The following is an 8890-nucleotide window of genomic DNA, read 5'->3' as shown; positions in this document are numbered from 1 at the left end:
GAGCTCGGGCCCGACGCGGCAGCATCTGCCCGACGGCCTGCGCGGCATCGAGAAGGAAAGCCTGCGCGTGACGCGCGACGGGATGATCGCGTTCACGCCGCATCCGCGCGCGCTCGGCTCGGCGCTCACGCATCCGGCGCTGACGACCGACTATTCCGAAGCGCTGATCGAACTGATCACGCCCGCGGAGCGCGACGCCGCGCTCACGCTCGAGCGCCTCGACGATCTGCATCGCTACGTGTATGCATCGCTCGGCGACGAGATCCTGTGGAACGACTCGATGCCGGGCCTGCTGCCGGCCGACGACGAGATCCCGATCGCCAACTACGGCACGTCGAACATCGGCCGCCTGAAGACGGTGTACCGGCGCGGCCTCGCGTATCGCTACGGCCGCACGATGCAGTGCATCGCCGGCATCCACTACAACTACTCGCTGCACGAGGAAGTGTGGCGGCGCCTGCATGCGGACGAAGAGTCGACGGCGACGCTCGTCGATTACCAGTCGGAACGCTATCTCGCGCAGATCCGCAACTTCCGCCGCCGCAGCTGGCTGCTGATGTACCTGTTCGGCGCGTCGCCGGTGCTCGACACGAAGTTCCTGCGCGGCAAGCCGCACCAGCTCGACACGTTCGACGCCGATACGCTGTACCGGCCGTATGCGACCAGCCTGCGGATGAGCGATCTCGGTTACTCGAACACGACGGCCCAGGCCGCGCTGCACGTCGACTACAACACGCTGCCTGGCTATCTCGACGCGCTGTCGAAGGCGGTGAGCGAGCCGTATCCGGCGTACGAGGCGATCGGCACGCATCGCGACGGCGAGTGGATCCAGATCAACACGAACGTGCTGCAGATCGAGAACGAGTTCTACTCGACGATCCGGCCGAAGCGCGTCACGTATTCGGGCGAGCGGCCGCTGCATGCGCTCGCGTCGCGCGGCGTGCAGTACATCGAGGTGCGCTGCCTCGACATCGATCCGTTCGAGCCGACCGGCATCGCGCTGGAGACCGCGCGCTTCATCGACGCGTTCCTGCTCGCGTGCGCGCTCGACGAAAGCGCGCCGCTCGACTGCGACGCGTACAAGGAAGCGAACGCGAACTTCGGCAGCGTGACGCTGGACGGCCGCCAGCCGGGGCTCACGCTGACGCGTGACGGCCAGCCGGTCACGCTGCAGCAGTGGGCCGACGAGCTGATGGCCGATATCGAAATCGTCGGTCGCCGGCTCGACGAAATCCGCGGCGGCGACGAACATGCGCGCGCGATCGCCGCGCAGCGCGAGAAGCTCGCCGATCCGGAGCGCACCCCGTCCGCGCGCGTGCTGCGCACGATGCGCGAGAACGGCCAGTCGTTCCTCGCGTTCGGGCTCGCGCAGAGCGAAGCGCATGCCGCCCATTTCCGTGCGCATCCGCCGTCGGCCGAGACGCTGCGCACCGAACAGGCGCTCGCCGCGAAGTCGCTCGCCGAGCAGGCCGAGCTCGAAGCGAAGGAGGCCGGATCGTTCGACGCGTTCGTCGCCGCCTATCGCGCCTATACGCTGAACCGCTTCAGCGTGTGACGATCGCGCATGCGGCCGGCGCGGGGTGCGCCGCGCCGCTGCCGCGCGATCGATCCGGTTCGGTCAGTGATGCGCATAGGTGCCGCGATCGATTGCGTGCGGCAGCGCCGGTTTGCCCGATTCCCCATTCGCCCGGCCGTTGCTGCCGTAACCGGCGGCTTCGCCCTCACCGCGCGCCTGCGCGGCACGCTGCATGACCGCCTGCATGTTCCGCGGAAAGTCGGGACTGCTTGCGAGGCTTGCCCGGTAGCCCGCGGCCTGCAGTTCCACGAGTTCCTGGCGGACCTGCGCGCGCGTGAGCGTCGACGCGGCTTGCGCGTGAGCGGCGAACGCCGCGCCGATCAGCACACACGCGCATGCCGCGCGTTTCATCGTCTTCATCGTGTTGGCTCCGTGAGGCTCCGGTGCCGCGCCATTGGCGGCGCGGGCCGAAACGATGCAGCCAGTCTAGGCTTCGGACGCCCAACGAAACATCGTCGCGGCTGGCAGTCACCTTTTCCGGGCGCGCAACATTGCGCGCACCGGTGAGCCGTCGCGACGGGTTTCCTGTCGAGCACGACAGCGGCGCGCCATCCGCCGGTCATCATGCGGCGGCCGGTTCGCATCGACTCGCCCGCATCGGGCTTCTCCCCCCTTGTACAAGCGCGTTGCGCCTCCTAACCTCTTTTAAGCGACCGATCGGTTGGCCGCGCAACGTCGTTGCGTATGCAAGCGCCCCAGCACGGTCGTGACTGCAGGACATCGCCTTGTACCGAACCCGGCGCATCGACATGCGAACCCGGGTCGACTCTGGAGACACGATGAACCCCACCGACGCCCTTCCGCCCGGCATCGCCTTCGCGCAACCGTTGACGCCCGTCGCGAACTCGCTGCTCCTGTCGTTCCTCGTCGCCGCGATCCCGATCGCGGTCGCGCTGATCGCGCTCGGCGTGCTGCGCCGCCCCGCGTGGCAGGCGTCGCTCGCCGGGCTCGTCGCCGGCCTCGCGGTCGCGATCGGCGCGTGGGGAATGCCGGCCGGGCTCGCGTTCGACGCGGTCGGCGCCGGCATGGCGCTCGCGGTCGTGCCGGTGATGTGGATCGTCTTCAACGCGCTGCTGCTGTACAACATCGCGGTGAAGTCGGGCCGCTTCGACCAGTTCCGGCAGTGGATGCTCGACAACCTGCCCGACGACCGCCGCCTCGTGCTGCTCGTCGTCGCGTTCTCGTTCGGCTGTCTGCTCGAAGGGATCTCCGGATTCGGCACGCCGGTCGCGATCACGAGCGCGCTGTTGATCGCGCTCGGCTTCCCCGCACTCGAAGCGCTCACCTATACGCTGCTGTTCAACACCGCGCCGGTCGCGTTCGGCGCGCTCGGCGTGCCGATCACCGTGCTCGGCGCGGTCACGTCGCTGCCGCCCGCGACGCTCGCGCAGATGGTCGGCCGCCAGTTGCCGTTCTTCGCGCTGCTGCTGCCGTTCTACGTGGTCGGCGCGTATGGCGGGCTGCGCTCGATCGCGAAGCTGTGGCCGGCGTTGCTCGTATCCGGCGGCAGCTTCGCGATCGCGCAGTTCGTCACGTCGAACTTCCTCGGCTACCAGCTCACCGACGTGCTGTCGTCGCTCACGTCGCTGATCGTGACGATCGGCTTCCTGCAGGTATGGAAGCCGCAGCCCGATCCGCAATACGCGCTCGCGCGCAGCGTGCCGGCCGCCGCCGGCGCCGCGCGCGCGGGCTTCGGCGGCTGGCTGCCGTGGCTCGTCGTGTCGGTGGTCGTGATCGTGTGGGTGCACGCGAACATCGCGGCGATCGGCGACGTGAAGATCAAGTGGCCGGGCCTGCACAACGCCGTGTACGTGTCGCTGTATCACAAGCCGTATGCGGCGATCTGGGATTTCCAGCCGCTCGGCACGGGCACCGCGATCCTCGTGTCGGCGATCATCACGGCCGCGCTGACGCGCACCGGCCCCGGCGCGTTCGTCGAATGCGTGGTGAAGACGTGGCGGCAGACGTGGATCGCGATCGTCACGGTGATGATGATCGTCGGGCTCGCGTACCTGCTGAATTACTCCGGCATCAGCTACACGCTCGGCACCGGCGTCGCGTCGACGGGCGCGTTGTTCCCGCTGGTGTCCGCGTCGCTCGGCTGGATCGCGGTGTTCCTGTCCGGCAGCGACACGTCGGGCAACGCATTGTTCGGCAACCTGCAGGTCGTGGCTGCCCGGCAGCTCGGCCTCGATCCGGTGCTGATGGCCGCGACGAACTCGTCGGGCGGCGTGATGGGCAAGATGATCTCGCCGCAGAACATCGCGACGGGCGTGTCGACGACGGACCTGAAAGGGCAGGAAGGCGTCGTGTTCGCACGCACCTTCTGGCACAGCGTGATCCTCACGCTGCTGCTCGGCGTGCTGGTGTTCCTGCAACAGCACGTGCTGACCTGGATGATCCCGGCGCTGCCGAAGTGACGCTAGGCGCCACGACAGAAGGAAGGCACGAGGAAAACAACGAGGGAAGGCGCGGGAAAAGCGCCGGGTCATGTGGGGAAGCGGTGAGCGCGCGGCGGTTTAGCGCGTTCACCGGCCGTACCCCGTAGCGGCGTGTCGGTTGCATGTCGGGTGTGCTTCGCACGCAGGCGCGGCCTTTGGAGACTGAATACTGTTGACAATATGTCGGGCCGAGCGTATACAACGAGCGTTCGCCGACATGGCGCCCTCGTTTTCACCGACAGCCCCGCTCCCCGCCTACTCATGACTGCCCCGAACGCGCTCAGCGCCATCGAACTCCTGCAAAGCCAGTCGCTCGCGATGATCGTCCAGGACATGCTCGAGCGTGCAATCGTGTCCGGCGAATACGCGCCGGGCGAAAAGCTGAACGAAGTCGATATCGCGACGAAGCTGAACGTGTCGCGCGGCCCGGTGCGCGAAGCGTTTCGCGCGCTCGAACAGGCCGGCCTGCTGCGCAACGAGAAGAACCGCGGTGTGACCGTGCGCGTCGTGCCGCTGCGCGAGGCGGAGGAGATCTACGAAGTGCGCGCGATGCTCGACGAGTCGGTCGCGCGCGCGCTCGCGAAGCGCATCTCGCCCGATACGCTGAAAGTGCTGAAAGGCATCATCCAGTCGATGAAGGATGCCGCGAAGACGCGCGACGTCACGCGCTACACCGAGCTGAACGTGCAGTTCCACGACGCGATGGTGGTCGGCGTCGGCAATACGCATCTTACCGATACCTACCGGCGGCTCGTGCGCCAGCTCGGCCTGCTGCGCCAGGCGGCGATCGAGGCCGAGAAGGGGGCGATCGCGGTGTCGGCGGCCGAGCACGACAAGATCGTGCAGGCGCTCGCGGCCGGCGACGAGGACAAGGCCGTCGCGCTCGTGCGCGAGCACGTCGCGCACGGTCTCGCGCGGATGCGTCGCACGCATGAGCAGGGGATGCCGGCGACGGGCAAGGCGGCGCGGGAGAAAGCCGGCGCGTAAGCTGTCGCGTTACCGGTCACCGCACGTTCAAAGGCCGCGGAGCGGCCGGATCACGGCTGTCGCTTCGCTCGACGTTGATGATGCCGGCCGAATGCGGTGATCGCCGGCATGTCACGAAGCGCCGTCCATTTTCCATCTCTCGATTTCGAGCACGCACCGATCGTCACGACGAGCGCGGCGAACAGCAGAAAGCGCATCATTCTTCAGATGGATTGACGAGATCGCCAATCGTACCGTGATGCGACGCGGTCCGCCTGCGCGGCAGGCGATTCGATACGTGATCCGAATGATCTAGTCACGCCTTGTCGGCCTTCCCCGCCGCGCTCGCAAACTTCGCGAGCCACGTATCGAGAGCCGACGGCTGACGGCTCTCGTCCTCCGCGCGTTCCTTGCGACGAATCGCGTTGCGCACGACGTGCGCGCCGACATAACGGATCGGCTCCGGCGGGAAATGGCCGAGCGGGCCGCGCACGATCGGGCTGCATGTCCACGCGTTGTCCAGGCCGAGCACGAGCGACGACAGGATCTGCCCGCCCATGTAGGTCGGCCCGACGCCGTTGCCCGAATAGCCGAAGCCGTAGAACACGTTCGGCGCATCGTCGAGGCGGCCGAAGAACGGAAAGCCCGTCACCGAGCGATCCGACGGCCCGTTCCAGCTCGCGGCGATCGGCACGCCGGCAAGCGTCGGGAAGAATTCGCGCAGGCTGCGCGTGAGCTGCGCCTCGTACGGCGAGCGTCGGTCGAACACGGGCGCGATGCGGCTGCGCCACGAGAACGTGTTGCCGCCTTTGCCGAGCATCAGCCGACCGTCGACGGTCGTGCGGTAGTAGTACACGAAGATCCGCGAATCGAGCACCGACACGCCGTCCGCGAGGCCGGTCTTCTCCAGCAGATCCGGACATTTCTCCGTGATGACCATGTCGCTCGACACGACCGCGATCGTCCGTTCGAACCGCGGGAAGCGGCTCGCCATCCATGCGTTGATCGCGAACACGAGTTTGCCCGCGCTCACGCTGCCGGACGGCGTGCGCACGACGGCCGGCTGGCCGGCCGCGAAGTCGAGCATCGGCGTGCGCTCGTAGATCCGGATGCCCATCGCAAGCGCGACGCGGCGCAGCCCGCGCACGAGCTTGCCGGGATGGACGGTCGCGGCGATCGGTGAGTACACGCCGTCGAGATTGCGCGCGGAGCCCGAGCGGCGCGCGACTTCGGCGGGCGGCAGCGGCTCGTAGCTGTGGATGCCGCACGCGGCGAGCGCATCGAGCACCGGCGCGAGCGTGCCGACCTGCGCGCGCGACGTCGCGGTGTACAGCGTGCCGTCGAGCCGTAGCTCCGCATCGATGTCGTGCGCGCGGCAAAAATCGGCGATGTGCTGCACGGCCGCTTCCGATGCCTTCACGAGCCGGATCGCCTCGGCTTCGCCGAACAGGCGCCGCAGCGTCAGGAATTTCGCGGACCACGTGAGCAGGCAGCCGCCGTTGCGTCCGCTCGCGCCGGCACCGCACAGGTCGGCCTCGAGGATCGCGATGTCGAGCGCGGGGTGCTGCTGCTTCGCCTGGATCGCGGTCCAGAGGCCCGTGAAGCCGCCGCCGACGATACACACGTCGGCTTGCGTCGCGCCTTGCAGCGCGGGGGCGAGATCGCCGTCGTTGAACAGCGCTTGTTCGATCCAGAAGGGGCGCATCGGATGTCGTATCAGTGAGGATGGGAGGTTGCCGTGCCGCACACGGCGCAAAAACGAAAACCAGTGCGAACGCGAAACCGGCACCGCCACACCGCGATGCACGCCGGCGCGCCGTCCTGGGGGCCCGATTCGTCGAGTCAGGCCACCGCGCCCGCAGACAGGCGGCGGCTCATCGCGTTCAGCGTGTCGGCGATCGCGGTGCCTGCTTCCGGCATACCGGCTTCGCCGAAGTGGCCGATGCAGCCGACGCGGAACGCGTCGACCTCGGCGAGCTTGTGCCGACACCGACTGTAGCCGCGCTTTTTGACCGCCTGATAAAAACCGCGCTGCGCCACGAGACGGCCGGGTACTCGCCCCCTTCATGCTCCTCACCTGTCAGCCATTTGCTTTCTGTTCTTTGCATGTTGTTGACAATCTACAAATCATCCCTTTTAATGTCAAGCCTGAAAACACTTCCCTTCGGCGCGGGGCGGCGCCGACGGCTCACCCCTTCGATCGGAAAGGAACGAACGTCATGACCGAAACGCCTGTATCCGTGGAAGTGAACGGCCGCCGCTACAACTGGATGAGCCGGCCCGTGGTGGTCGTCTGCGTGGATGGCTGCGCATACGAATATCTGGAGGAGGCCGCCGAGGCCGGCGTCGCGCCGTTCCTGCGCACGCTGCTGAAGCCGGGCACGGCGCTCAAGGGCGAGTGCGTGGTGCCGAGCTTCACGAACCCGAACAACCTGTCGATCGTCACCGGCGTGCCGCCGGCGATCCACGGGATCAGCGGCAACTACTTCTACGATCGCGACACCGGCGCCGAGGTGCTGATGAACGATCCGAAGTACCTCGTCGCGCCCACCGTGCTCGCGACTTTCGCCGAACAGGGGGCACGCGTCGCGGTCGTCACCGCGAAGGACAAGCTGCGCCGCCTGCTCGGCAAGGGGCTGAAGGGCATCTGCTTCTCGTCGGAGAAGGCCGACGAAGCGAGCGTCGCCGAAAACGGCATCGACCACGTGCTCGAGCTGGTCGGCAAGCCGTTGCCGAGCGTGTACAGCGCGGATCTGTCGGAATTCGTGTTCGCGGCCGGCGTGCGCCTGCTCGAGACGCGCCCGATCGACCTGATGTACCTGTCGACCACCGACTACGTGCAGCACAAGTGCGCGCCCGGCACGCCCGGCGCGAACGCGTTCTACGCGATGATGGACACCTACCTGCAGCGCCTCGACGAACTCGGCGCGATCGTCGCGATCACCGCCGATCACGGGATGAACGCGAAGCACGACGACGCGACCGGCAAGCCGAACGTGATCTACCTGCAGGAGCTGTTCGACGAATGGCTCGGCCACGATGCGGCGCGCGTAATCCTGCCGATTACCGATCCGTACGTCGTGCACCACGGCGCGCTCGGTTCGTTCGCGACCGTCTACGTGTCGGCGACGCCCGATGCCGATGCGCTGCGCGCGCGGCTCGCCGCGGTCGACGGCATCGAGGTCGTGCTGACGGGCGCCGAAGGCTGCGCGCGCTTCGAGCTGCCGCCCGCGCGGATGGGCGACCTGATCGTGATCTCGAAGCAGGACGTCGTGCTCGGCACGCGCCGCATCAAGCACGACCTGTCGGGCCTCGACGTGCCGCTGCGCTCGCACGGCGGGATCTCCGAGCAGATCGTGCCGCTGATCTTCAGCAAGCCGGTCGCGGCCCACGTCACCGGCCGCGCGCGGCTGCGCAACTTCGACATCCTCGACATCGCGCTCAACCATCTGCAGTGACGCGGACGCATCCGCCAGGAGACAGTCATGAACGCCATGGCAGCATCGACGGATGTTCGCGAGCTTCGTCGCGAAGCACTGCGAATCGACGGTGAAAAGATCTACCGCGACGCGGTGATCGAAGTACGCAACCCGTACGACGGCGCGTTGGTCGGCACCGTGCCGAAGGCGACGCTCGACGACGTGCGCCGCGCCTTCGCCATCGCGCGTGCATACCGGCCGACGCTCACGCGTCACGAGCGTGCGGCGATCCTGCGCCGCGCGGCCGACGTCGTGCGTGCGCGTACGGCGGAGATCGCGGCGTTGATCACGGCCGAGGCCGGGTTGTGCGTCAAGGATTCGACGTACGAAGCCGGCCGCGTGGCCGACGTGCTGACGTTCGGCGCCGGCGAAGTGCTGAAGGACGACGGGCAGATCTTTTCGTGCGATCTGACGCCGCACGGCAAGAA

General features: G+C 67.6%; 7 protein-coding genes and 1 pseudogene. 5 read left to right on the top strand and 3 right to left on the bottom strand.

The window, feature by feature from the left end:
• Positions 1-1555, top strand: a 1555-nt coding sequence (gene gshA / locus AC3IFE_RS17860) for a glutamate--cysteine ligase (protein WP_489191379.1), incomplete at its 5' end; no start/stop codon positions are given.
• A gap of 63 nt (positions 1556-1618) precedes the next feature.
• On the opposite strand, the gene AC3IFE_RS17855 is transcribed toward gshA, so the two are convergent.
• Positions 1619-1936: a DUF4148 domain-containing protein gene (locus AC3IFE_RS17855; RefSeq protein WP_489191377.1), complete on the bottom strand. Its 318-nt coding sequence runs from the start codon at positions 1934-1936 to the stop codon at positions 1619-1621.
• Positions 1937-2355: 419 nt separating this feature from the next.
• Here AC3IFE_RS17855 and AC3IFE_RS17850 point away from each other — a divergent pair, with 419 nt between their 5' ends.
• A complete protein-coding gene (locus AC3IFE_RS17850; RefSeq protein WP_301740170.1) occupies positions 2356-3996 on the top strand; it encodes an L-lactate permease in 1641 nt (546 codons plus the stop codon).
• Between the two features lie 282 nt (positions 3997-4278).
• The gene (locus AC3IFE_RS17845; protein WP_089468768.1) at positions 4279-5004 is read left to right on the top strand and encodes a phosphonate utilization associated transcriptional regulator; all 726 of its coding nucleotides are present in this window, start codon (positions 4279-4281) and stop codon (positions 5002-5004) included.
• Between the two features lie 295 nt (positions 5005-5299).
• On the opposite strand, the gene AC3IFE_RS17840 is transcribed toward AC3IFE_RS17845, so the two are convergent.
• The gene (locus AC3IFE_RS17840; RefSeq protein WP_489191376.1) at positions 5300-6688 is read right to left on the bottom strand and encodes an FAD-dependent oxidoreductase; all 1389 of its coding nucleotides are present in this window, start codon (positions 6686-6688) and stop codon (positions 5300-5302) included.
• Positions 6689-6825: 137 nt separating this feature from the next.
• Positions 6826-7008, bottom strand: a pseudogene (locus AC3IFE_RS17835) (2-aminoethylphosphonate--pyruvate transaminase); the annotation flags it as partial.
• 194 nt (positions 7009-7202) lie between these two features.
• Between AC3IFE_RS17835 and phnA the strand changes: the two are divergent.
• Both phnA and AC3IFE_RS17825 read left to right on the top strand, forming a co-directional pair.
• Positions 7203-8441, top strand: a complete 1239-nt coding sequence (phnA, locus tag AC3IFE_RS17830) for a phosphonoacetate hydrolase (protein ID WP_489191375.1) — start codon at positions 7203-7205, stop codon at positions 8439-8441.
• Between the two features lie 27 nt (positions 8442-8468).
• Positions 8469-8890 (top strand): aldehyde dehydrogenase family protein (locus tag AC3IFE_RS17825; RefSeq protein WP_489191373.1); only part of this gene is annotated, 422 nt, incomplete at its 3' end.

It is taken from the genome of Burkholderia sp. APQ4-4ca (genome assembly GCF_057837105.1).
This window is presented reverse-complemented; position numbering and strand designations above follow the sequence as displayed.

Bases quoted from the DNA above. Each gene is read 5' to 3' on its own strand.
- AC3IFE_RS17850 (WP_301740170.1), top strand. From the start codon at position 2,356: ATGAACCCCACCGACGCCCTTCCGCCCGGCATCGCCTTCGCGCAACCG.
- AC3IFE_RS17840 (WP_489191376.1), bottom strand. From the start codon at position 6,688: ATGCGCCCCTTCTGGATCGAACAAGCGCTGTTCAACGACGGCGATCTC.
- AC3IFE_RS17845 (WP_089468768.1), top strand. From the start codon at position 4,279: ATGACTGCCCCGAACGCGCTCAGCGCCATCGAACTCCTGCAAAGCCAG.
- AC3IFE_RS17855 (WP_489191377.1), bottom strand. From the start codon at position 1,936: ATGAAGACGATGAAACGCGCGGCATGCGCGTGTGTGCTGATCGGCGCG.
- phnA (WP_489191375.1), top strand. From the start codon at position 7,203: ATGACCGAAACGCCTGTATCCGTGGAAGTGAACGGCCGCCGCTACAAC.